Here is a 23,178-nt window from a genome sequence, read left to right on the forward strand (position 1 = left end):
TTTTGAAATGAGCAGCGACCCGGCATGTGCCCCACGGGAGAAATACAATGAGCACCAAGAATAATTTCGGAAATATTTTCCATTTTGGCGGCGGCACTCAAGATCAGGAGCAGGACCAGCTGCAGGCGCAAGGTCAAGGCCAGCTTGGCCTGCAGGCGCAAGGCCAAGGCCAGATCTCTGATCAAGAGCAAGATCAAACCTCCACCCAAGATCAGACCTCTGAGAACTGGAATGGCAATGGCAACGGGAATGGCAACCTAAACGCCAATCTCGGTCTGAACGGCAACCACAATGGTAATCATTCAGACAACACGATGACGAACGATAGCAATACCAACAACAACAGCAATACCAATAACAACAGTACGACCAGTAACAACAGCGCGACAACTAATACCACTGGTATGACCAACAACAGCACGACAACTGTTGGGGTCGAGGTCGGCATGAACATGGAAGGGTATATGCCCAACGATGACGACTTTGCTGACATTGACCTGCACCAGGCATCGGCGAATGATTTCATCATGGCCAAGGGGGATATTGACTACAATCCGGGCAATGATCTTGACCTAGATGATATTCTCAATGACGCCCTGAATGGTGAAGGGAATGATGCGGGTACGGTCAATGCCCAATCCAACAACCTCAATGACAACGACAATCTGAGCAACGTTCAGAACAGCGGTACGATCAACCAAGACAATGACTCAGCCGGCGGCAATGCGACTGCCGCGGACGGTATTGATGCGGGTGCTGCTGGTGGCAATAGTGGTCAAGGTGGCGCAGCAAACGGCGCTGGAGCCCTGGGTGGTCTTGGTATCGCAGGCGCGGCGACTGCCGGTGGCGGTCAAAGCGGTGCCGGCGGTGGGTCGTCCGCAGCCGGTGGTGCCGGTGCAGCCGGTGGTGATGCTGCGGCGCTTGGTCTCGGCCTCGGTCTCGGCAGTGCTGATTCTGACAGTGATGCTGATGGTGACGACGGCGGTGATGCAACCTCGATCGGTGCAGGCCTCGGTCTCGGGCTGGCCGGTGCAGGGTCTGGTGCAACTGGAGGTGACTCCGGTGATGCGGGTGGCATTGGCGTCGGTGTCGGTCTAGGAGGCGCTGATGCAGATTCCAGCGACGCTGATGGTGGCTCCGCGGGAAGCCTCTTTGGTATTCCCATCGCAGGCGGCGGCACCACTGGAACTGCAGATGCTGATGCCTTCGGCGGCGGTATTGGTCTTGGTCTTGGTCACAGTGGAGACGGCGGTGATGCCGGTTCAATTGGACTCGCCAACAGCTCAGGCGCTGGTAACGGTGCCGGTGGGAATGCCAACGGTGGTGACGGCGGTGATGCAGGCGCATGGTCTGCGGCATTGAATAATGCCCAAGGCAACGGCGGCATCAATACTGCCAATTCGGGTGCCGGCGGTGAAGGCTACGGCGGGCACTCTTGGGGTGGAGACACTGGGAATGCCTTTGGTGGTCAAGCGACTGTCGGTGGCGTCCAAGCCGGTGGCGGCACCGGTGGTGCCGGCGGTAACGCGTACAGCGGTGCCGGCGGTGCTGGTGGCAACGCAGGTCAATGGGGTTCGGGCAACGGCGACGATGGTTTCGTGACCGGTGAATCCTTCGCCTCGGCTGCCTCGCAGATCGACACCACAGCCTTCAACATGTCGATCGTTCAGGGTGCCAACGTGCTTGGCAACACTGTTGATATGACCGTTGTCGGCGGCGGCTTCAGCTCCAGCTACATCGGCGACGATGGCGATGGGGCATAGGTTTAAATGACGGTTCCGGGGCTCAGCGTTTGTTGGGCCCCGGTTTTTAATTCCAAGATGGGGGCTGCGCATTCCGTCATCTTGCCGCACTAACAAGGAACCCAGTGTCGCAACTGTTTACATGGCAGAAATGGAACTGGCAGGATGTTAGACAAATTTACCGAAATCATTTCTCATCTAATTGGTATTTTCCATACCACGGTCGAAGCGGAAAGATTGCGCGACGCTTATGGAGACTTTAAATATCAGCAGCTTCAATCTGAGCTTGATGATCTGGAGATTGCGCCTGTCCATTTTGATTTGCGCTACACGCTCAGGGACTTTGATCCAGAGTTAAAGTACACTCCCCTTTCTTATGAAACCCCGGTCAAAATCTGGCTGGCAAATGCGGACCCGATCAATCTGCGAGATCTGTATGTTCCCGGGCAGATGGACGCCTTTCCTCAGCTCTATGTCGAACAGGGGTACTCTTCCTTCTTCCCCGCAGCACGCCCTTTACTGGTCCTTGAACCCCCGGGAAGTGTGGTCACGGTGAGCGCGCAACGCGCTTGGATGGAGGATAATGATCATCTTCGGATGAACAGTGTCTGTGCCGAGTTCAATGATCCGTCAGTATACATTGCCGCCTTGGCTGGTCTTCAGGAAGCTGCACAGATCTTGGGTGTCCTAACAGTGGAATCGACTTTGGATTTCAACGGCAACGATGCTGCGTCCTTTATAACATTGCATGGTCTTATGGGGCAGACGGACGAGACGTCCCGCCTTGGGGAAAAAGTGGCGGTGCTGCATGGACCGGAGGCCTACGGCATGTTTGTCGGGGGGGAGCCCGTCGACACCCTGCCTTTGCTGGAAGACGTTATGCCTGAGTTCTTACGAGCCGATGACGATGTCGAGGATGAAGATAGCGGGACCTCATCGAATGTTCGCACAAGCGATCTCGATCTGTCACCAGAAGTGAATACGCAAGCGCCAGATGGTCGCGAGCGGATTGAAGATAAAGACCCGTTTGAGGGTTTAAATGCACCCTCTGATGAGGCTGAGTTCTTTGGCCTCGATAATGGCCACCAAGTGGTGACCGGCGGCAATAAGATGCTCAATGAAGCGGTCATGAACGTCTCTTGGCTCGATGCTCCCGTTATATCTGTCATGGGAGATGTTGTAGAGTTGAACTTGATCAGCCAGGTCAATGTGCTCGCAGAACATGCCACTTTTAACGGTGTGATGCAGGACAGTCTTTCAGCCACCTTCAACATCGCAATGATGTCCTACACCTCCCAGGTTTCTGGCGCCGAGGCTTCCGATGCAGATTCTGAAAATGCAGTCGAAAGCCGCGAGGACATTTACACCGGATTACCCAAGAACTGGGCGGTTACGCGAATTGAAGGGGATGTGCTGACTGTAAACTGGGTGCAGCAATACAGCTTCATGACTGACAATGATCGCGCGGATGTACAAATCACTGGAGCCAACACTTACATCAGCCTGGGCGAGAACCTCATTGTTAACTTGGCCAGTCTTGCGGAGATCGGATACGGCTACGATCTCATTATGATTGGCGGCAATTTGATCACGGTCAACCAGATCAGCCAGATGAACGTGATGCTGGATTTTGACAGTGTCACCGCTGCAGGTGCCACCCCGTTCGGGATCTCAGTAGGTGGTAACTTGCTGTTTAATGGTGCCTCTATCTCCACAGTGGGCATCAATACTTACGGGGCGATGACCGAAAACTTCGCAGCCGCGAGCAAGGCTTTTGCAGAAGGCGCGCAGACCATTGATCGGGATGTCGCTCATGATGGTGCATTCGCCGGCGATGATCTGCTGACCGTGCTCTATATTGAGGGTGATTTTAAAACCATCAATTGGGTCGAGCAGACCAATATTATGGGCGACAGTGATCAAGTTCATTTGGCTCTTGATGCCTTTACCGCGCAGTCGGGCATGCCCGCGAAGCTTTATGCAGGGTCGAATGCTGAAATTAACTCTGCGTCTATAAATGTTTATGGCGCTGATTCCGAAGTGCGCGTACAGGGTGATGTTTACAGCGACGCCCTGCTGTATCAGGCGGATCTGATCGATACGACTTCTGACCCCACCGGGGTTTTCATGCCAGCGTTGGCAAATGAAGCGGTCTTATTTCTCGCCGATGGTATGATTACCAACCCCTCTCATTCATCGGACGATCCCGGCATCGTTCCAACCTCACCGGAAAGCATGGCATCCCCTGATCTGATGCAAACAATGCTGGCCTGATAGAGCAGAGCGCATATGAATTACCGCAATCCTTTTCCAGTCCCCCCCTTCTCTTCTAAAACTTTAAAAACAAATAGTCGTTCGCGCTATTCGGCTGCACTCCCTGCAGGGCAAGAGTTCAGAAATGCATTTCTTTTGACACCTTGGATGCGATGTGCGGGTCCCCTGCCGGAACCTGCCAAAAGGATGCATGCGGGCGCGCAGACAAAAACAGAAGTTCCTTCGCCTGCACCACAGGCGGAGGCCCTGCCCGACGCTTTGCAGAGTTCTGTAAACGCCCCGCCTGTAAAAGACGCCGCTGGCCAAAGCTCCGCGCAAAACCATAGCCAAAGTCATCCCAAGGCGCCTGAGGGAGAGGCGCAAGGGGCTGAGGCAAAGGCTGCCCCCGAACAGCCAGCCGAAGCAAAAGCCAAACATGCAGAGCCAAGCAAAACCACACTTGGTGGCATCCAAATCGAAGGGGATACTGGCCCGATCTTGAAGTCCGGTGATGGCAATAAGCCGCCGAGTGGAACCGGGGGTGGTGGCGGCGGCGGTGGGAATGGGGGCAAGCCCACCTTCCACAAGCGCGGCGCGCCTGATCAATTCGCAGCGCAACTTAGGAAGGGCAAGCAGATCGTGCGGCGCAATATGGGCTTCGTAATGATCTTAACCTGCGCGACCAATGTCTTGGTTCTGTCGATCCCCATCTACCTGTTTCAGATCTCCGACCGTGTGCTGACGAGCCGCTCAATCGACACCTTGATCATGCTCACGGTGGTTATCGCTGGCGCTGTGATCTTGCAGTCCATCTTCGATGCGGTGCGCCGCTTTATTTTGATGCGCACAGCCGTTGAGGTCGCGGTCCGTCTCGGGGGGCCGGTGTTGAGCGCCGCGGCGCATTCGTCGCTCCATGATAACGGGAGGCAGTATCAGACGCTGGGTGATCTCCAATTGTTGCGCAGCTTTCTTGTTTCCGGCACACTGATCTCCTTTCTTGACGTTCCTTTTGCTCCTTTATTCATCGCAGCAATCTTTCTCGTGCACCCGCATCTAGGGATGATCGTGGTGGCGACTGCAATAGCCTTAATGGTGATTGCTTTGATCAACCAAAAAGCGACGTCCAAGCCTTTTGCCGAAGCCAATATGGCTCAAGCGCGCGCCAACATGCATCTCGATTCCATGTCCCGCAACAGTCAGATCATTAACGCTCTTGCAATGGTCCCTGAGGCTGTCACGCTTTGGGGGCGGGACACGGCGTCCTCCCTTCGATCTCAGGTTATTGCTCAGGATCGCAACATCATCTGGGCTGCGGTGTCTCGTGGAGCCCGTTTGCTCACCCAGATCGCAATGTTGGGCTGGGGGGCTTTCCTTGCTATCCAAGGAGAAATTACCGGAGGCATGGTGATTGCGGCTTCAATCATTGCAGGCCGCGCGCTCGCACCGATCGAAGGCTCCATTGAGGGGTGGAACGGTTTCTCCCAGTCGCGCTCTGCATATCAGCGGGTAGCGAACCTAATGATGACGGCCGTTCAGAAGTTTGAAAAGTTACGCCTTCCCCAGCCAGAAGGCCGGTTGAATGTGGAGCGCTTACTCTATGTGCCTGCAGGTACAAAACAAGTCGTTCTTAATGGCCTTACCTTTTCTCTGCAGCCTGGAGACTCGCTGGCGGTGATCGGCAACTCCGGGGCTGGCAAGACTACTCTGGGCAAGATGTTGGTTGGATCAATCCTGCCGACCTCTGGTAATGTGCGGCTCGACCTCATGGATTTGCGCAATTGGGATACCCGGCAGCTCGGCGAGAACCTTGGATACCTTCCTCAAGACGTGCAGCTGTTTCCCGGCAGCATTAAGAACAACATTGCGCGGATGCGATCTGATGCGCGCGACGAAGACATTCACCGCGCCGCTGTCTTAGCAGATGTGCATGACATGATTGCTTCCCTGCCCCACGGCTATGAAACGATGGTCGCAGCAGATGGCTCTCCCCTCTCTGGAGGTCAAAAGCAGCGGATTGCTCTTGCGCGTGCCTTCTACGGAAACCCACGTTTTTTGGTGCTAGATGAACCCAACTCCAACCTCGACACGGCTGGAGACCGGGCTTTGGCCAATGCCATTCACCGTGCTGGCGAAGCAGGCATCACGGTCGTAGTGATTACCCAAAAACCATCTTTGCTGAGTGTCGTGGACAAGATCATGCTTTTGGCTGACGGCAATATCGCGCTCTTTGGCGAGCGCCAGCAGGTGCTCCAGCAACTTTCCCAGCGGAGCAACAACGGCAATCCCCCAGCACCCCATCAGGGAGGACCGAGCAATGGGTGAATTGGTAGTCTATTCAGAGCCACCTGAATGGTATGATGAGGTACCACGCTCCATTACGCGCCAGGTTATTTTCGGGCTTTCCTTGCTGGCTTTTACTTTTGGAGGTTTTGGATTTTGGGCTTTCAAAGCTCCTTTGGCGGCCGCCGTTATTTCCCAGGGCAGCTTTGTCGCCACAGGTAGCAACAAGATCGTGCAGCACCTCGAAGGAGGCATCATTAAGGAAATTCTTGTCGAAGAAGGTCAAGATGTCGAGGCAGGCCAACCTCTTCTGCTTTTAGACGAAACTTCTGCCTTAGCTACAGAAAGGGAGCTGTTCTTGCGTCAGGTGCGGCTAGAAGCCATGGAAGCCCGCATCCTTGCGGAATACAATCAAAAGGACGCGCTCATCTATCCTATCCACCTTGAGCAACTGCGGAGTGACTTCAACATCGCTTCGATGCTTGACGGACAAGAGATTGTTTTTGATGCGGCGACACGCCAGCTGCAAAATGACGTTAATCTGCTCCAGCAAAGCATAAATGGCCTGCGAGAGCGGGCCCAAGGCTACGAACAACAGCTCAATGCGACGAAGATACAGCTTGAGATCTTAGTCGAAGATTCTCAAGCTAAAGAGGCCCTATTAAATAAAGGCCTCATCCGGCGCACAGAGTACAACACCTTGCGACGCGCTATGGCGGAAGCCACAGGACAAATCGGGCGGCTCGAGTCTGAAATCAAGGAAACCCAAGCGCTTTCCATGCGCTACGAGTCTCAAATAGAACAGACCATCGATGAGCGGCAAGCGGCGGCTCTCGATGAACTTCAGGTGGTGCAATCAGAGCTTGAAAGTATTCGAGAGCAAACGCGCAAAGCTCAAGGTATTCTACATCGTGCTGAAATAGTGGCACCCGTTTCGGGCACCGTGGTGCGCCTACACTATCATACAGCTGGGGGCGTTATTGAAAGCGGGAAGGCGATATTAGAGATCCTCCCGACCGGCGAGCCGCTGATCATCGAAGTTCAGATTCCGCGGGCTGAGATTGATGTCGTACGCAAAGGCCAGGAGGCAACGGTACGCCTGACGGCACTAAATCAGCGCACCACACCGATCCTAGAAGGTCAGGTTTACTATGTATCGGCCGACGCGATTTTGGATCGGGCAAATGACGTCCCCCAAGAGATTTATGTGGCCCGCGTGTCAGTCCCACCGAAAGAGCTCGACCGTGTTCGGGGATTTACCCCGACGCCGGGCATGCCGGCCGAGATCATGATCACAACGCAGGACCGTACCTTCATCCAGTATCTTATGAAGCCCGTTACTGACAGCATGATCCGCGCCTTCCGCGAACAGTGAACGAGTAAGGCTTAAAGTGCGCGCGAAAACAGTCACGGGAGGGTGTTTCGTTGTAATGGGTGTCGCAGGGATCGGCCCTGTCAGTTCGGATGGAACGCCGCTGTCCTGCAATCCGGCTTTATGTTGGAAGTGGCCGGCGATCTACTTGACGCGCCGGAACAAGGCGTCGGCGGTATCTGCGTGCCACGGCCAGGCCGCGATTTATTGCGCGAACCGGGGGCCACGGAAGAGGAGGCTCTTCGACCGCAATGCCCCACTCTACAGGACGGACATCGTCAGGGTTAAAGGCAGTCGCGGCGTGAAGGCAGTGGGTCATGGTCTCCACCCTCTGCAGTACGGGCGCAGTGTCGCCTCATTGACTTATCGAGATCTCCAAGATGGGTTGTTTCAACGTCCGGAAAACAAAGCGCCAAAGCCAGCGCGCGCCTGGGGAAAAGCAAGTGGGCTGGTGAGGTGGGTTCCGGAAGAAGGGCTCGGCGTGCCGCAGAGGGTGCTTTCTTTGGGTTTGCAGCTATGCGCGCTCTGTCCAAACATGCCATTGCTGGTAACGATAAAAGAACGGACGCGAACAGAAAGGCAAAGGACCATGAGCGACTCTGAACGGATAAAGATGCTCGAAAAAGCACTGATAAAATATGTTGAGCTATACGGGTTTATAGATGAAGCGCGTGAGTACTACATACGCAATGCAGATGGAAAAGTGGCGGTGACTGAGCAAAAACATTGAGCGGTATCATTTGGATCTCTCCTACGCGACATAAAGCGGATCTATGTGCTCAAATCTTCCACTGCACAGAATGTTTCGCTCAAACTGGTGGGGTTCCCGCGTCTTTCCCGAGAGAACATAGGGCCATGCTAGCATAGTAGCATGGCCCTATGGCGCTGTGGGATCGTCTTTTTTGGGAGGGGAAAAGTCACAATCGCTGCGGTCGCAACAACCCAGCCAACTGTAACGCACCATTTTCGTCACGCGCAAACCGGTTCAATTTCAAAGAAAATTTGCTCTCGTTGCACTATACTGTGTCGTCTCACATTCACTTCCAACCTTTGCTGAAAGCAACCGGGAAGGTGGGGGGCTTTTCAGGAGCAGACTGTGGGTTGCGACATATGCGGGTTAGCTATCCCCTTTCAACATATGCGCGATAGATTGGAGGATGACTGAGTTTGTATTGATATCGCTATAGGTTTTGCTTGGCTCTCCGGTCCTTTGGTTGATGCTGGATGCAAAGCCACTAGAGGTCTTGGCCTTGGCTCTTACTACGGTGAGCAGCCTGTCGCAAAACGGATGGTCTTTATACGCAGACCACAAGTAGGCCGCTTTGGAGCTGATCGAGAGATGCTCATCGCGGAAGGCCTTCGTGCGATGAGCGTCTAAGCCCGCCACTGTATCGGTCGCCCAAGCGCGCCCCTGCGCATCAAATTGCAATCCTTGGTATAAGAACCAAGGCGCGTTGTTAATAGGCCCTTCTGAGACGCAGATGAGCCTTCCGGTTTCCTTATGCTCTTCGATTTGAGCAGCCAACAAGACATCAGCGAGATATGCTGATTCAGGAGACATGCCGAACTCGAGTGCTTCCATCAGCAGAGGTTCCGCACCAAGAGGCCCAATGCGCCCACAGACTTCCAGCAAGGCCATCTGTCCATCAGGGGTGCTTTTGCCTTGGAATACTTCGTAGGGTGATTTCACTTCAATCCCCCAGGTCCGAAAGGCCCAGGCGGCATAGTGCGCACAATGTGATCTAAAGGTTGTTTCCAGTACGCCGTTCTCTACGGAATAGACGATTCCATCCTGAACGATGTCTTTTAGGTCCCAACGCGCGACGGTGGGGGCCGCGCGTTCTTTTACCAAGGGGTGCAGATCGAGGTTGTATAAAGCTGCCAGCAGCCGTCCAGCATCGCACCCATCAAAGTTTCGATTGCCCCATTTGAATTTGTCTGTCGCAATCCACCCTTGCGGCAGCAGCCGCCCTTGGGAGCGTCGGCCAGCAATGTTGGGCAAAATTCGTCCGATCGCACTTTGGAACTTCTTGGGCGAGATGAGCTCAAGGTCTACCGCCGCCATGAGCGCAAAGATATGGCTGCCCACATCCCACATTGTCACGGTTTCATGCAGCCTTTGATGGCCAGCAGCAAAGTTCACGGTGGCTGGGCAAAGACCTGTTTTTGGATTGGTCCATCGTTCAAAATACGACCACGCAACCTTGGCATCTGCCAGCAATCGGGCGTGGCTTTCGGCACTCGGCTCAACGGGCGCCTTAGAGAGTTGCGACTGATAGGCCTGCGTTCTGCGAAAATGTGTGATGTAAGGGCCCGTGGGAACGAGGTGCCTGACATAGTCTGGGAGGGACACCAGCCGGGAAATGCCGTCATTCTCGATCGCGTATAGGGCGTTTTTGAGAACACGTCTGTAGGCTTGATTTTGTAAAAGCTCCGTGGAAATAGCGAGGACACAGTCCGTCGTCCCAAGGGCCCTTTCCAAGGTTTCCTTTGCTGATTCGACATCTTGAAGGTGCACTGTCGGCAGGCCCAAGATGTTGTTTGAATTTAGCCCTACTCCGGTTTTCTCGGTAAGTTCAGTTGCAATCCCATAGCCGCCATCGGCGGGCGCCTGAGAGGTCAAATGCCGCCCTTTCTCAAAGAGTGCGACAGTATCTAAGGTTCCTGGTGAAGGTTTCCCCTCCTGCAAAGGAATCCAATACCCCAAAGCGGCGTCTGAGGTTGTCTCTGGCCCAGAGCTTGAGGGTAGTCCTTCAGCCGCCAATTCGCGCTGGAAATCCGCCAAAGCGGCTTGGTCCTCTGGTGCCGCATTCCGCCCTAGAACAAAATGCAGTCCTATGTACCTCTTATAGGTATAAGCGTCCCGAAATTGGAGGTCGGAAGCAAGAATCGGACTGACCCAATGATTGCCCGTCTGGAGCAAAACTTGGGTCGCAAAAGCAGAGGCCGCGGGAGCAAGCCCTGCCAGGGGGATGGTCAAGAAGTCTTGCGCAGAAAGGTAGAGAACGCGTTCCACTGCTCGAGATTGGGGGAAGCTATAGGTTTTCTGCGCAGGCTGCAGTTGGACGCGCTGACCACCAACCAGTCTGACAACGCCGTCATCCCAAGCCTCAGGCCTGACTTCAGTGCTCACCTGAGGGCGCATTAAGACATTACGAATGCCAGAAACCCGAACGCCCGAGGGAGCCATGGTCGTGGGCATCATATCGCAGGCAATGGTTTGGCTTTCAGCTATATAGAGAGAGTGATCCGCAGAGCCCCATACGGCGTCGCGCAAAGCATGGAGCGCGTTGTGGACCGCGCGCGCCTGGAAGTAGGGGGTCATGCCCGCAAGATCTTTCACCACGGGTACGATCTGAAGCAAACCGGGTGTTTTTTGCAGCCGTATTCTTAGGGTTTGAGAAAGCGCACTGCCCGGCTCCAAAGGCCCTGCGTATAGGGGGGCTGGGTCAACCAGACAACTTACAGGCAATCCTTTGCGGGCAAAGGCGTCCAGAACAATCGCGGCGCGGTCAGGGTCGGTGACGCTGTTCATATCGTCGATCACGACGAGGGTGTTCTGTGGGGTGGCAGCCTCGCCACGACCCACGGAGGGATGTACTAGCAAGAGCGGTGCTGCCGTTCCCCACCTTAAAAAGGTTCGGCGCTCGATCATGTCAACTTTGCTTGGTCAAATTGAAAGCCCACGCGCGTTACACGTCCCCAACTGGCCAAAGATCCCGTCGCGGCCCGCCAGAGCGCCCGGATGACTGAGACATACAAGACCTGACGGTAGAAGATCCGCTGCACCGGAAGCAAGAGCAACAAACGTCGATCTTCTGTAGGGTCTAATCGAAAGGCAATGATGGCACTTGCGATTTCCAACGCCGGCAGGGCCAAGTAGGCGATAAGCAACGGGTTGGCTATGATGCTTGCAAAATCATGATCAGTCGCGTCAAAGTTCGCAAAAAACTCTAATATGAGGATCACCAAAAATAGGTCTGCCAAAGGCGCAATAAGGGGCATCAAATACCCGAAAATCGCCAAGTCCGGCAAGGCCACGAGACCTAAGTGGCGACGCTCTACTGTCGCGCCGAGATGCTTCCAGCCAGCTTGCATCATGCCGAGCGACCAACGCAGCCGCTGGGTCATCAATGCACTGAGAGACCTTGGCGTTTCGGTTGTTGCAACCGCATGATCTTCATAGATCACCTCATAGTCCGACCGTATCATCGCCATCGTCATGTCGGCGTCTTCTGTCAGCGTTTCAGTGGAGAAGATGCCTGCTTCCATTAGAGCTGTCGTGCGCCATGCCCCAATCGCTCCGGGTACAACGGTAATGGCGTTGAGATATTCTTTGGCCCGGCGCTCAACAGCTTGAGCCGTGATATATTCAAGTGCTTGGAGGCGGGTGAGGAGGTTGTCTCGATTGCCCACCACCACACGACCGGCCGCGGCCCCCACTTTAGGGTCTTTGAAGTGCGCAGCCAGCAAGCCCACGGCGTCAGGTGCGATTTGGGAATCCGCATCAATGCAAATCAGGATTTCGCTTTGTGTCTCATCAAGAGCTGCGTTGAGCGCTGCAGCTTTGCCACGGTTGGGCTGCCTTAGGACGGTAACCAGCGGATGATACGCAAAGCTGATCGCTTTCTCGTAGGTGTCATCTGTCGATCCATCGTCCACCACGATGATATCAAAGTCCCCATACTCGGAGTAAAGGGCTTTGCGGATGCATTTTTCAATAACGCGCGCTTCGTTATAGGCGGGGATCACGATTGTGACCGAAGGCTCGTGCTTTGAAGGGGATGCCACATGGCGCCGGCGTCTTGACGCCAAAAGGAGAAGACTAGCTGAGCGGAAAATGCCAATTCCGAATACGGTCCAGAAAGTAATTTTAAGAAGAGACCAGCTATTGCCCACGGCCAAAAAGGACATGCTGCCGAAAGTCGATGTTACGCGGCTTCCCTCCGGCAGCAACATGTCGGGAGAAACCCCCAGAAGGTCCGCAAGGGTGGTGAAGGTGTAGCCTTTCCCCCGCAGTTCAGAAATCACCCGCGGGAGAGCCGCAACGGTTTGGCTCTGATCCCCGCCACCATCATGAAGCAGCACGACGCCCCCAGCATTGAACTCTACCTGCCTGATAATCTCATCTGCCAGCTCATCAGCGGTTTGAGTGATCCAGTCGCGCGGCACAACATCCATCCCGGCAATAATGTATCCGGCATCCTCAAGAGGAATAAGAGACGCGACCTCCTTGGAGGTAATTGGGCCTCCGCTGCGCATATAGGGTTCGCGATAGAGCCGCATGTTTTTGCCAGTTATGCCGTTGATCAATAGCTGCGTGGAGTTGACTTCCACCCGGGCCCGGGAGGCGGAGACCTCGCCCATATTTGGGTGTGAATAGGTATGCGAACCCAACTCATGACCCTCTGCAAGAATGCGCTTTACCAAATCTGGAGCGGCGATCGCGCTGTTGCCTAGAACAAAGAATGCGCCGGGCGTTTGGGTTTCGCGCAAAATATCCAAAGCGGCAGGGGTGTGCTGAGGATGAGGGCCATCATCAAAGGTCAGAACCACCTTATTAGGCGCGCCAGCGCCGTAAAGCCGCACCGCCCCTGCCTGCGGTATCTCGCTATAACTTACAGAGGTGACTTCATGGGTGGTGGGGTCAATCAGCACGGTACGTTTGCCTACACGTGGCATGGAAATCGGCGCGACAAAGGGGCCTTGACCTAAAAGCTCAACGTAGTCTGATAGAACGATGTTTTTGAGGCTTTCGCCGGAGAGTGCCGCGTCGCGCGTGGTCTGGTCGAGAACCGCCCAAATTCCTGGGTCTTCATACCCGAGCCCACTGAGACCAATTGCAGTGACGCCTTGGTTTTGTAGGGTAAGAACTTGATTTTGTACCGAAGCGGCGTCAAGCATCCAGACCCGGTGCTGTAATCCCTTAGCATCGATATAGCTTGCCCGGGTGTTTCCGGCCTGGGGGGCAAACTCTGCATTCCCCCCCTCTCCCGCCAGCGCAGACATGGTTTGCGCAAAAGACTGGGTCTCCGGCCGAGGTCGGCCTGAGACCCAATCGACTGCGTGGGTCCCCAATTCAATGACCAGCTTCTCAGGTACTACATGCTTTTGAAGGGACGTCACATGCGCTGCAAACCAATTCTTATCTGCCAGTGGCTGAGGTGCGGAACCGATCCAATATTCTTGGTAGCCATTGACGATGACCGTATCAAAGAACCGGTTCGCTAAGACCAAAAGACTGTTCGGGGTGCTGCTTGGAAGTTTCACGCAAGATGTAAGGCCCTGCCTGCTTAATGCAGTCGCTACTTGTCGACCTAGGGTGCTGAAGGTTTCGATAGTCAAAGGGACCAAAGAGCTTGCGTCCAGGCAATACCCGGTCACGGCATCATCCTGAGAGGGGCGGTCAAAGAAATCTGACAGAACCGCAGCCATTTGCATGGGTCCGTTCGGGGCCGTCAAAAACTTCGTCGCGGTGGCGTCCAGCTGAAGCAGAGGCATAATGCTCACTCGAGGACTCTTTTCAACATACTCCAGCAGCGGATCACGGGTACCTGAGCTTACGCCAACAACTTGTGCCTCCCCCGCGGCCACAGTGATATGAAACCAGGTGGGCAAGACCACATGAAGGGTATCGCAGCTTTGTCGGAGGGATTTTGCCGCCCAAGGGAGCTTGGCAGGGACAACCGCATAAACCTTTTGCCTTTGCGCCGGGCCATCTCCTGTCAAACACTGGTATCTCAGACCTTCTTGCTGCGCATGAAGCTCGATCGCTGCAAGGTTTGGCGGTTCATTGTCCCCCTGCATGGGGAGACGTCGCGGGTGAGACCGCATGCTTTGCTCTTTTAACACGCTGATAGGTTCAGGCAGGGCCGCTTCCAAGCCGCCATCCGAGCCCACCGTCATGGCAAAAAGCATCAGCCAAACAATGGCACCGAAAACAACAGTCCCTAGCGAAAAAAGAACGCGCGTTTTCCTGCGACGGCTGGGGTCCAGAAATACCCGATCTGACAGCCCACGGTTCGTGCGGGGCTTATGGTAGCCTCGCTCGCTCCTCACGGCCTTATCGGCGTTTTTCTTTGGACGACAAATATTCCGCATTCACGCCTTCGCATCTACAACCTGTCGTATAGGAGTGTTTTGCGGCGCAGGACCGAAGCCCGGCGCTAAAGCAGGAGGGATCGGATCAGAGTTTGAAAGTTAAAGGAGCACGACCAAGTCGGACGCTATCCTAATTGGCTTGCGATCACCTATATCGCATAGGCGCGCGCTAACTCGTTCGAAATCCAAATGCTTTACGTAGCCACAAAATCTATACAGCAACAACTATAGATAAAGGCGAGAGTGTGTCATCAAGTTGCCAGGTTTTAGCCTGATTTTCAACTTGAGGTTGCGGCATTGTTTCCCGTCATGGAACTCTGCAGTCTATAGGGCTGAATTGGTGACAAAAAAATTGAGAAGGATATGCCAATTAAAAAAGAGGTGGCTTTGCGATTCGCCGCCATCAGCGCGGCTTTGCCTTTTTTAGACCATCATCTCATTAAGAATCGTTGACCAAATTGAATTTTTTTGAGCAACTGTAAAATGATCGTGTTCCCTACAGCACACGATTAACCCAGAGACGGCTGCAGCTTCGGCTGTAGCCGTTTTTTATTTTCAGTCAGATGAGCGCACTCTTTCAAGCACCTGCAATGATCCGCATTGAGTTTTTAGTTCTCAATGTGGATTACTTCGAACCCGCCTGCACCGACCGGGCCCAAGTTTTATCTGCGAAGGTGATAGCAGAAAGCAATGCTCACCGGGCCTTATATTCCAAGCTTCTTTTTGAGCCTAGCGACTTCATTTTGGTATATGTAGCCGCGGGTTAAACTCGCGTCCCCTTTAACTGGCCACCATTCTGTCTCTCCTGGATAGCTGCGCCAGACACGGTCGAAACGATCAACTACATGCTGGATACAGCTTTTTTCTCCCGGAGAGCTGCCGGCGCGACCGCTATTGGGCCAGTACCATGTGAGGTTGTGACACATGCGTCCTTGGCTATCGACGGTCCATGAGCCCGCCCCCAAACTATCGCTGCTTTGCGCGCACCACGCCCGAGCTTGATTGTTCGGACCAAAGTAAATGCCACCGTCACAGTCTGCGCCCCATTGTTCGGTTTTGCCAATATAAGCTGCAATGACTTGGCTGGGTGCGGGGGTCTTAGCCTTATAAGGCAACGGGTCTGCCATCACACCGAGCGGAAGAGCTGCGATGACACAACAAACAAGCCAAGATTTTCGACCAAACATGGGAGAACCCTTTCAATAGAAGGAACCGTGATTGATATGCTCAACGGATTTATGGTCTCATGTCAATGTTTATCCCGCAGGCTTTTTGTTCGAATAATTTTGCACATGATGCGTGTTTGATGATCGAAAAAATAGCATAAGTCCTGCTTTTTCAACATTTGGGCAAATCCTGAGCTCGAGGCCTAAAGGATTAATTTTACAGTCATAACTTGAACAGGCCTAATCGCTTGCATATTAAGGTTCGTTAGAGGTTTAGCTCGAAAGAAAAATGGAAATCACATATGATCGATAAAAGTGAACTGAGGAAGATGTCTCGCAAAGAACTTGAAAAGCTTTCGAATGATGTTCAAAAGGCTTTAACATCTGCAAAAGCGAAGGATCATCGCGAGGCAAAAAAGGCCGCCTCCAAGGCGGCCGCCGAGTTTGGCTTTTCGCTAGGCGAAATTGCAGAACCTGCAAGCCTGCCGCCTGGGAAAGCAAAGAAAAAGGCAAAAACCGCGAAAAAGCCTTCAAAACCCGCCTTTGCCAATCCTGCAAACAATGCACAAACTTGGACCGGAAAAGGACGGCAGCCCAACTGGTACCGCGATCAGATTGCCGCGGGAACCGCGCCTGAGGCAATGCGCATTGCAAACCAATGAAGCTTTGGCCCTCGCAACGGCGAGGGCCTTTAAAACTTTACTGGCCATATATTCAGGCTTGGACCCTGCTGCCTGAACGAGCAGACAAAGGCTCGGTCAAGAGACGACACTCAAAGCGCGCTCGGCAAAGCTTTTCGCCCGGTGGAGGATCAAGCTGGGATATAGCGCGACAAGCGCAGCTTCGCGCAGATTACGTCATAGACCGGGGCCAAATGGGGCCCCGAAGCAGTGAGTATAATTTGAGTGGCTTTATGCATGCGCAACTGTGTTGTAGGTGGGCGACAAGTGGCAAATATACTGCTGCACATCCGAATGACAATTGCTCCGCAAGAATTGCTTCATAGGCCGTTTTGGTGATCTGAAAACTACAGGAGCCTTAGAAACTTGTGGGCTTGGAGCGTCTTGAGTTTACCGACAGCACATTCTTTTGGCCATCGAGGATGGCGCGGGCCTGGCCAAAACGGCCTATGATGCTCTGCTTGGCAACAGCCAACTGGATGCTACTGGTTTCGATTTTTGGCTCGATCTTTACGAGGGAAGTACGATCGATACCTTTGCTCCGGCAAACGCGTTCACTCAACGGATGCCTTTTCTAGGGGCCTTTAGTCGGGATGGCGGGTTGATCGCTGCCATCCCGACAACGCATGGAATCTACCTGCAAGCTCCCTTTCAAACTCAAATTCTACAGTCAGTTTTCGGGGGCCAAGCCTCAAAAGACGGAAACAAAGATTGTGTCTTTAGCGCTTCGCTCAATGGATCACTAAAAATTTTGTATATGTAGAGCTTGTCAGGTCGCATCTTTGTCCCCCATGCTTAAGGCGCATGGGGGCCGAGCGTGATGCGGCTGATACGATCTAACTGGCCGCACACTTAATAAAAAGAGCAGCAGGCGATTCACTGAAGGGGTTAACCCCTTTAGTGGACAAAAAAAGGTGAACCATGAAGATTAACGCTTCTTACATTGGGCTGCTGGCTGCAGCCTGCGTATTTTTGAGCGCGCCCCAAGACCTTCAGGCGCTTGAGCTTTCAGATGGCAGCTATGAAACCGACCAGGACGGCGGCACAGGAACGCTGAAGGTTTTCCAGGGCCAAGCGGTACTTCGCATTAGAGGGGAGGAGTGTTCTGGCAAAATCGAAGGGGAATTGAGACCCTTATCAGACGGACAACTCATCTTCAGCCAGAACTTGGATGGAGATCGCTGCGCGCTTGTGCTGCGCGATTCGAGTCAGGGATTGATAAAAATCATGCCCCAACAGAGCTGCTCGAAGTTTAATGGCCCTACCTGCAGTTTTTTTGGGGTCGTTAAAAAGCATACTTTTGTGCAGCACTGATATAATTGGAGCGGGTGCGGCTGGCCTTCACGATTGCGTTGATAAGATTTTGCGGCATGTCAGAATAACCGGCCAGCAGCTGCTTAGAATCTTTGGGCAGGCAATAGAAGGGTTGTGGTATTGCCCCAATGCGCGCTTATTCTACATCTCCTTGGCCGCCTATGGAGGCTCACTGCCTATGCGCTTCTAGTTTGTCGTCATTAAAGAGAATGTGAGGCGGGCCTCAGGTCCGCTCAGGAACAGTATCGCCGACGACGCCACCGACACAGCTAATACATCGCTTGTATTTCTATCAATGGTTTGCTTGAAGGCCAACTCAACCAGGCTGCCCTTCTGCAGGCAAGTCAAGGAAACACCGCCACTTTCACAGCAGAACGGCGTAGTGGTTCCCCAAGGCATATGATAGTCTTACCATAGTTTATGGAGATTATTACCATGGTGGGACGGCGGTTTTCCTGTTCTGCACTCCTTTCTGCTGCATTCTTCGCAGCGCCAGTGCAGGCTCAAAATACATTCAATAATAAAATTCATATTGAACAAAAAGGCTCAGTAAATGAGCTGAACGCTGATCACTCCGAAGCAGTCAGCGGTTTCTCGCATGCGTCCAGTAGCGCAGGGCTTTCTTTGGCTTTTCACTCGGGAAACGGCAATACAGCCTTGATCGAAATGATCGGTGGGGCGAGCGGCGCACCACTTTTGGCCAAGCTAGATCAAGATGGCGACTTAAACCGGGCCACCTTGGAAGTGTCTGGCTTTAACTCACATGCGGGCCTGCAGCAAATCGACAGTGAGAATATTGGCCTAGTAAACGTCAGTGGTGACAACCTTACTGGAGCGTTGATTCAACGTAGCAACAACAATTCAGATCTGAATGTAGATGCCACCACTGGCTCCAATATCACTTACGAAGTGGTCGGCAGTGGTGTAACGGCGGCCAATCCCGCCTCTGTTGTGACCCACAGCGGCGGCAGCATCACCATGCGGCAGTCTCTAAACGGCGGAAATTAACGTGGGACGCTTACACAGCGCTAAGCCGTTGTCGGCCGCGCTCTTGCTTTTTCCGCATGCCGGCGTTGCCGAGGAAATCCGTGTGATTGCGATGCCGATTTTGCGCGTTGAGCTCGCCGGAGAGGGTCTTAATCTCTTTGCATCTGTCGCTGGCAAAGGCGGTGAGACGGTCCTCGTTGAATTGACTGTACTGCGCGAAGCGAACGGCTCCTCCGCACGTACGCAGCAATCGGCGCAGGTTGTACTGATGGACGGCACGCCGCAGAACGTCAGCACAATAAGTCTCGGGGGAGGCCCTCTCGACAGTCTCGAAGCGCGCCTTACCGTGATCTATGAGGGGCGCTTGATCGCCGAAACGTCGACTATTATAAGCCCCGCCCCAAAAAATAGAGCAGCTATGAAGCGCCAGTTATCGGGATGATCCCACGTGTTGCAAAAACCACGGTGAGTGAATGTCTTCTCGCCTCAGATGGTGTCTGGTGTGGTGCTCAATTTGGGGATGACATCGGATGGATCGCCCGTACTGGCTTGCGGCAGAATGAATGGCCGGTCGCAACGTTTGTCCCGGCGGACAATAACTAGAACGAGTTTGCGCTGTGATCACTGCTGCTGGCTGCCGACAAAGCTGTCGCGCTTCTGCAGGAGATGCAGATCTTCTAGTGCGGTGGCTGAGATTTGTGGTTTGTCGACCATGTCTGTCCCGTCACATGTAACCGAAGAGGATCGCATCGCCGTCTGCTCACTCATAAGATATGCTGGCTGTGATGTATCAACAAAATGGGCAGAACCTGCCCCAAAGAAAAAAATGTGGGACAACGTACCCTTGCCTGCTTCTTATTCGGCAGGAGCCTCGGGCCCGCGCCCCTCAGGCGATGAGATCAAATTGAGCCATATCACTCTTGAACCCGATGGTGGAAACTGTTCCGCCATCATCAAAAGACCAACTTTTGGCGTAGATTTCATGCGCGCTGTCGTTTCCCTCAAAGGCATCCATATGGATGAATATGATCTCTGTGGCCAAATTGACGACTTTGATATTGCTATAGGTGTGCAGCAAGAAATCTAGGAAAACCCGCGCATCTTGATCAAAAGTCTCAAAGCCCTGGATGCTTTGGATCGGGCTTAGCGGATTTGGCGTATCCTTCGTGTCCTCGGGGTCAAACAATTGAGTGAGTTCAGTTTCAGCAATTTTGTCGAGGCTGGTGATTTCGAAGCTCTCGAAGGCCGCGTCAAAGCTCTGCAGGAAACTGATTTCTTTAACAGTCTCACCTGCGGTATCTGCAGAAGATGCCGGCGTGACCTCTTTCATTCTTTTAGTACTCTCTAACGCCTGAGCGGAGACGTCATCGCGCGCCATAGAACTCGGGGCGACCTCCGGTGCATGAGTGGAAAGAATTGTAATTTTAGTGCTATGCGTTGGTTGTACGGCCTCGAACGCCGCAGGCGTGTCTGCGGTCGTCTCAATGATAGACGTCTCTGCCTCCCCTTCGCTATCAGGCGGTGCTGCCGCATCGATCTCTCGCTGCTGCAACTGAGTGACCTCTGAGGCCACCAAAAGGGCAGCTTCTTTGGCTTTAACCTGAGTGAGTGCTGCGGACAGGCTTGCCAAGTTTAGTTTTTGTAAAGCGCCATTCTCATCCGCAACTTCTAGAGCGTTGCTCGCAGGCAAAGGCAGGCCCACGGCAAGAGCAACAAGGCTTAGGCTGGCCCCTATAGCTTTAGCGCCATGTCCAGAGAAACCTAACGCTAAGCTTTCACGGCTAGAAGACGCGATTGCCCCCTGTTTTGTCAGGTCTTGGTCAGCAGGAAGCAGAGCTGCTTTTTGAGCAACGGGCGGCAGCTCATTTGCGTGATCTGCAACAGGATCAAGGTCACCAACTGCGCCCTTTTCCACGGAAGTAAGCCCTACGTCTTCAGCCTCTCCTGCAGTAATTATGGAAGTTGCCGCAATAAGCTCATCTGACATCAGGTAGATTGACCACACCAATGCTGCCAAAGCCGCTGCAGGGTGTATGAAAACCACATCGCGGTTGCGCTTTGCGATCGAGACGACATTTTGCCCCAATTGTCCGGCCTGTGTCACCGGCTTCACGCGGCGAGAGAACTCAGCAACCAGATCTTGTAGACTGTCGCCTCTGATGGGGGCGTCCTGCATCTGACTAGTAACCATATAGGCCCCGTCGAAACGGCTGAAATGAACCAGCACTTCGTCTTGGCTGTCCATGAAGACAAACCACGGGTCTCCTTCATCGGTGACCCCGCGATCCACTTGGGTCGTCACTCCGGCCAGTGCCAGTATCCGTTGCGTACGGTAAAGGTCTGCTAACTCTTGGTTGGACCACCCTGTGACCGGTGCAGGCAGGCTGCTAGGCTGTTGGAGAAAGGAAACGTTGGTGTCAGGCTCAGGGCTGGCATCATCGACAGCCGCATCTTCTCTTACTCTGCCATAGAGGTCTGACATCTTGAAGTTGCCGGGCGCATCCTCAGCCTCGGTCAGACCAGAGACGGCCAGAGCAGTCGACCTAAGAGACCGTGGAAACCGAATAACATCAGACATCAAGTAAATCCTTTACGCCACCATATCATTTTGGGGGTAAAGTCCAAGATATTATAGTGGATAACTCTGCAAGACGTGATGTTTTAGAAAATCTTAGTTAAATCAGGTGATTATAGGTAAAATCGCGGAGATGCGCAGAGAGCAATGGCAGTTCCAGCATTCACAAAACTGCCGATCAAAGGGGGGCATCAAAGTGGCAGCGCGCCAACAAACAGCCCCCTGCGCGACCATGACCATCCGGCCAACCAGATTCTGGCTCTTCTCCAGCTTCACTTAAGGGACGTGATGGCAAAATCAACACAACAAGCATCTATTTCAAAACGTCTTCGCCGGATGTGGACACAGATATAAGCCTCACCGACGCTATTGTGCGCATACCCCCGAATTGTGGCGACCCTCAAGATATCTCGAATGGGTTGTCCAAAACACCAACCAGTTGCAGAATGAATTCTCCGCTATAGGGATCGATAGCATCGTGATAGAAACCGTCGATCACGCCCACGGCATTTGCGACCCCGGCGTCAGTTCCATCAACATAATCCATTGCCGCAGATGCATTTGCAACATCAGACATCCCCTTGTGCACGGCAAAATAAGCACCGACGTCAATCTTGGCATCAAGATAAGCGCGATCCGGGCTTCCATTTTGCACGCCGCCCAAAACAGAAAGAATAAACTGGTCTCGACCCTGAGTGCCCGAGTTCAACACGTCGACCCAGAAATCAAACCCTTCTTGGTCTGGAACTCGACCGAGAACATTGTTGTAAACTGCTGTCGCAAACTCTTCATTCGTTAGCGAGGCGGGGTAGGTTTCGCGCGTTTCGTCTTGATCGATGAACAGACCTGCCATCTCTTCTAGCGTGGTGCCGTTGGCGTAAGCGGTTCCCCAGAAATTCAAACCAAGGGCATCTGGGGCGCGATTGAAGTAGGCGATGTAGAGCTCAATAAAACTCTCAAAGGCCTCTTCAGACAAGCCAGTTGGACCGTCCAGCTGCGCCAGGTTAATTGTCTGACCCGTTTCGCCAAACTCAAGGAGCTCCACATCAATCAACTGATCTACACCTTCGCGACTCGCTCTTTTATCTTCAATCACGACAGTGGACGCCGATAAAGTCAGCTTAAAGTTACTAGAGTTACCAGCATATAGGGCGCTGTCGGTCCCTGCCCCGCCATCTATCGTATCATTGCCCCTCATACCGTAGAGCTTGTCATCGCCTCCGAGACCACGAATGATATCATTGCCAGCATAAGAACTGATGATATCCGCTCCCGCGGACCCGGAGATATCATCGCTCCCGTTCAAAAGTAGGCGGGCAGCAAGATCGGCATCTGAATAGACCATCACAGCCTGATACATCTGATAGGCATCGGCCCCAATATTATCGACAGAGTAAATCTTTGTCCCGTTGCGGAATTCCTCGACAGTATCTAGTGTTCCATAAACCTCATATGAGTAGGACGTATACGAGAAACTTCCTGTGTACTCCGCCCTTCGGCCATAGCCATCATCAATAATAATTTTTGAGGATGTTGCCATCACAATATCCCCATACCAGACTGAAAGATCCGGCATGGTGGTTGGCACAAATACGGTTGCGGTAGCCATAGATAAAATCCTCTTTATAAAAATTCGGCCTAAGAGCCTTCACAGGCTGGACCGCGGTAATTTTGGAATTCTCCGATAAGAAAGCGATTCGATCAACGC

Annotated in this window: 15 protein-coding genes; 10 read left to right on the forward strand and 5 right to left on the reverse strand. The window is 53.3% G+C overall.

What is annotated here, in order from left to right; all coding sequences use genetic code 11:
- The first annotated feature begins 47 nt into the window (after positions 1-47).
- The 5 genes from K3762_RS18925 (at position 48) to K3762_RS18945 (ending at position 8,377) form a co-directional block, all read left to right on the forward strand.
- The gene (locus K3762_RS18925) at positions 48-1,763 is read left to right on the forward strand and encodes a hypothetical protein (RefSeq protein ID WP_260013034.1); all 1,716 of its coding nucleotides are present in this window, start codon (positions 48-50) and stop codon (positions 1,761-1,763) included.
- A 144-nt stretch (positions 1,764-1,907) separates the two neighbouring features.
- Positions 1,908-4,016 (forward strand): type I secretion protein ATPase, encoded by a 2,109-nt coding sequence (locus tag K3762_RS18930; protein WP_260013036.1) that lies wholly within the window; start codon positions 1,908-1,910, stop codon positions 4,014-4,016.
- Positions 4,017-4,163: 147 nt separating this feature from the next.
- Complete coding sequence (locus K3762_RS18935; RefSeq protein WP_260013366.1) at positions 4,164-6,317, forward strand: type I secretion system permease/ATPase; 2,154 nt, start codon at positions 4,164-4,166, stop codon at positions 6,315-6,317.
- Positions 6,310-7,650: an HlyD family type I secretion periplasmic adaptor subunit gene (locus K3762_RS18940; RefSeq protein WP_260013038.1), complete on the forward strand. Its 1,341-nt coding sequence runs from the start codon at positions 6,310-6,312 to the stop codon at positions 7,648-7,650. Before K3762_RS18935 ends, K3762_RS18940 begins: the two co-directional genes overlap by 8 nt.
- Before the next feature lie 586 nt (positions 7,651-8,236).
- Positions 8,237-8,377: a hypothetical protein gene (locus K3762_RS18945; RefSeq protein WP_260013040.1), complete on the forward strand. Its 141-nt coding sequence runs from the start codon at positions 8,237-8,239 to the stop codon at positions 8,375-8,377.
- A gap of 387 nt (positions 8,378-8,764) precedes the next feature.
- Here K3762_RS18945 and K3762_RS18950 read toward each other — a convergent pair whose 3' ends face one another.
- From K3762_RS18950 to K3762_RS18960, 3 genes are all read right to left on the reverse strand, one after another.
- Positions 8,765-11,302 carry a DUF3131 domain-containing protein gene (locus K3762_RS18950; protein ID WP_260013041.1) on the reverse strand — a complete coding sequence of 846 codons (2,538 nt, stop codon included), beginning with the start codon at positions 11,300-11,302 and terminating at the stop codon, positions 8,765-8,767.
- A complete protein-coding gene (locus tag K3762_RS18955) occupies positions 11,299-14,748 on the reverse strand; it encodes a glycosyltransferase (RefSeq protein WP_260013042.1) in 3,450 nt (1,149 codons plus the stop codon). The genes K3762_RS18950 and K3762_RS18955 overlap by 4 nt, the downstream gene beginning before the upstream one ends.
- 704 nt (positions 14,749-15,452) lie before the next feature.
- Positions 15,453-15,935: a DUF995 domain-containing protein gene (locus tag K3762_RS18960; protein ID WP_260013043.1), complete on the reverse strand. Its 483-nt coding sequence runs from the start codon at positions 15,933-15,935 to the stop codon at positions 15,453-15,455.
- Between the two features lie 281 nt (positions 15,936-16,216).
- Between K3762_RS18960 and K3762_RS18965 the strand changes: the two genes are divergently transcribed.
- The 5 genes from K3762_RS18965 (at position 16,217) to K3762_RS18990 (ending at position 19,337) form a co-directional block, all read left to right on the forward strand.
- Complete coding sequence (locus K3762_RS18965; protein WP_260013044.1) at positions 16,217-16,576, forward strand: H-NS histone family protein; 360 nt, start codon at positions 16,217-16,219, stop codon at positions 16,574-16,576.
- Positions 16,577-17,003: 427 nt separating this feature from the next.
- A complete protein-coding gene (locus K3762_RS18970; protein ID WP_260013047.1) occupies positions 17,004-17,357 on the forward strand; it encodes a hypothetical protein in 354 nt (117 codons plus the stop codon).
- 158 nt (positions 17,358-17,515) lie between these two features.
- On the forward strand, positions 17,516-17,908 hold the full coding sequence (locus K3762_RS18975; RefSeq protein WP_260013049.1) for a hypothetical protein: 393 nt from the start codon (positions 17,516-17,518) through the stop codon (positions 17,906-17,908).
- 435 nt (positions 17,909-18,343) lie between these two features.
- Positions 18,344-18,916, forward strand: coding sequence for a hypothetical protein (locus K3762_RS18985; protein ID WP_260013052.1), 573 nt, complete (start codon positions 18,344-18,346; stop codon positions 18,914-18,916).
- Between the two features lies 1 nt (position 18,917).
- Positions 18,918-19,337, forward strand: a complete 420-nt coding sequence (locus K3762_RS18990; RefSeq protein WP_260013054.1) for a hypothetical protein — start codon at positions 18,918-18,920, stop codon at positions 19,335-19,337.
- Positions 19,338-19,781: 444 nt separating this feature from the next.
- Here the strand turns inward: K3762_RS18990 and K3762_RS18995 are convergent, their stop codons facing one another.
- Together K3762_RS18995 and K3762_RS19000 are read right to left on the reverse strand one after the other, a co-directional pair.
- Positions 19,782-21,473 (reverse strand): hypothetical protein, encoded by a 1,692-nt coding sequence (locus tag K3762_RS18995; RefSeq protein WP_260013057.1) that lies wholly within the window; start codon positions 21,471-21,473, stop codon positions 19,782-19,784.
- A gap of 397 nt (positions 21,474-21,870) precedes the next feature.
- Positions 21,871-23,079, reverse strand: a complete 1,209-nt coding sequence (locus tag K3762_RS19000) for a DUF4214 domain-containing protein (RefSeq protein ID WP_260013059.1) — start codon at positions 23,077-23,079, stop codon at positions 21,871-21,873.
- Between the last annotated feature and the right edge of the window lie 99 nt (positions 23,080-23,178).

Origin of the sequence: Sulfitobacter sp. W074, from assembly GCF_025142275.1 — a bacterium.
GTDB classification, from domain to species: Bacteria; Pseudomonadota; Alphaproteobacteria; order Rhodobacterales; family Rhodobacteraceae; genus Sulfitobacter; species Sulfitobacter profundi.

Coding starts and splice junctions, on each gene's coding strand:
- K3762_RS18925 (WP_260013034.1), top strand. CDS start 48: ATGAGCACCAAGAATAATTTCGGAAATATTTTCCATTTTGGCGGCGGC.
- K3762_RS18930 (WP_260013036.1), top strand. CDS start 1,908: ATGTTAGACAAATTTACCGAAATCATTTCTCATCTAATTGGTATTTTC.
- K3762_RS18935 (WP_260013366.1), top strand. CDS start 4,164: ATGCGATGTGCGGGTCCCCTGCCGGAACCTGCCAAAAGGATGCATGCG.
- K3762_RS18940 (WP_260013038.1), top strand. CDS start 6,310: ATGGGTGAATTGGTAGTCTATTCAGAGCCACCTGAATGGTATGATGAG.
- K3762_RS18945 (WP_260013040.1), top strand. CDS start 8,237: ATGAGCGACTCTGAACGGATAAAGATGCTCGAAAAAGCACTGATAAAA.
- K3762_RS18950 (WP_260013041.1), bottom strand. CDS start 11,302: ATGATCGAGCGCCGAACCTTTTTAAGGTGGGGAACGGCAGCACCGCTC.
- K3762_RS18955 (WP_260013042.1), bottom strand. CDS start 14,748: ATGCGGAATATTTGTCGTCCAAAGAAAAACGCCGATAAGGCCGTGAGG.
- K3762_RS18960 (WP_260013043.1), bottom strand. CDS start 15,935: ATGTTTGGTCGAAAATCTTGGCTTGTTTGTTGTGTCATCGCAGCTCTT.
- K3762_RS18965 (WP_260013044.1), top strand. CDS start 16,217: ATGATCGATAAAAGTGAACTGAGGAAGATGTCTCGCAAAGAACTTGAA.
- K3762_RS18975 (WP_260013049.1), top strand. CDS start 17,516: ATGAAGATTAACGCTTCTTACATTGGGCTGCTGGCTGCAGCCTGCGTA.
- K3762_RS18985 (WP_260013052.1), top strand. CDS start 18,344: ATGGTGGGACGGCGGTTTTCCTGTTCTGCACTCCTTTCTGCTGCATTC.
- K3762_RS18995 (WP_260013057.1), bottom strand. CDS start 21,473: ATGTCTGATGTTATTCGGTTTCCACGGTCTCTTAGGTCGACTGCTCTG.
- K3762_RS19000 (WP_260013059.1), bottom strand. CDS start 23,079: ATGGCTACCGCAACCGTATTTGTGCCAACCACCATGCCGGATCTTTCA.